At 54.5% G+C, this 1,203-nt stretch carries 1 protein-coding gene; it reads left to right on the top strand.

Translation table 11 applies throughout. The features are described from left to right. Positions 1 to 165 precede the first annotated feature (165 nt). Positions 166 to 1,095 carry a transposase gene (locus tag JFU11_RS27915; RefSeq protein ID WP_123719003.1) on the top strand — a complete coding sequence of 310 codons (930 nt, stop codon included), beginning with the start codon at positions 166 to 168 and terminating at the stop codon, positions 1,093 to 1,095. Positions 1,096 to 1,203: the final 108 nt, after the last annotated feature.

The raw sequence follows: 1,203 nt of genomic DNA, 5'->3' as shown, positions 1-1,203 counted from the left end.
AAGCTGAATGCCCGGAGTGCTTAAAGCACGTGTGGGAGCCCATGCTGCCATTCACCTCTCCGCTCTGGTTATTGAGCCCGAACAGTTGAACGAGCCGACCTCGAACATTACAAGCGTGGTGCCCAGCCAGAGCGCTCTCACCTTTGAGTGTAAGAGGGTTCGGCTATGTTTTCCTGCGCAGGCATCGATGTTTCCAAAGATACCCTTGAAATTTGGATTAACCCGCAAGACATTGGCGCCAGTTACCTCAATACCGCCAGTGACTTCCTTGGGCTGATTGATTGGTTAAAGCGCTACCAGGTCAGCCGCGTATTGCTGGAAGCCACCGGCGGCTATGAGCGAGAGGTCATGAAAGCGCTTCAGGCTGCCGGCTTCGAAGTCTTGCGGATCAACCCTCGCCGAGCCAGAGACTTTGCCAAGGCCATGGGGCAGCGCGCTAAAACCGACCCGATAGATGCGCGGCTGCTCGCGCAGTTTGCCGAAGTCATAAAGTCGCCAAGCAACCGAATCACCAGCCCTGAACAGGACAATTTACGTGCGCTGGTACAGCAACGTGAAAACTTTGTTCAGCAACATGGCGACGATTTACGGCGCCTCAAAACAGCCTCTGCTGACACGGTAAAACCCTGTCTGCGAAGTCATATCGACTATTTATGCCAAGCAATAAAGTCGATAGAAAGGTTGATCCGTCAAACTGCTAAAGACCTGGACAGTGATAAAACGGCCCGTTTGTGTTCGGTCAAGGGTATAGGGCTCGTGACGGCAGCCAGCTTGATGGCCTATTTACCTGAGCTGGGCGAGGTTGGACGGCACGAGATCGCAGCGCTGGCAGGCATAGCCCCCTACAACGACGACAGCGGCAAACATGAAGGCCCCCGCCACATTGGCGGTGGCAGGTTTGCTGCGCGTCGGGCGATGTACATGGCGTGCTGGGTGGTGATTCAGCGACAGCCTGAGTTCAAAGCGCGGTATGACGCACTGCGTCATAAGGGCAAATGCGCAAAAGTAGCGCTCATCGCCTGTATGCGCGTGTTGTTGATACGGCTGAACGCCATGATCCGAGACCGAACTGAGTGGAAAGAACCCTTGGCCTAAACGGGTCGCGGTGTTCCTGTAGGGCATCGCATGGCCTAAAGCTGTGGGAGTTCAGCTGTCTATCAATATGCCTTCAAAATAAAGGTCATCAAGACAGTTGCTCCCACA

The sequence above is a fragment of the Pseudomonas sp. TH37 genome (assembly GCF_016650735.1).
GTDB classification, from domain to species: Bacteria; Pseudomonadota; Gammaproteobacteria; order Pseudomonadales; family Pseudomonadaceae; genus Aquipseudomonas; species Aquipseudomonas farris.
Note: the sequence above shows the minus strand (reverse complement) of the source record. Positions and strands in the feature narration are given on the sequence as shown.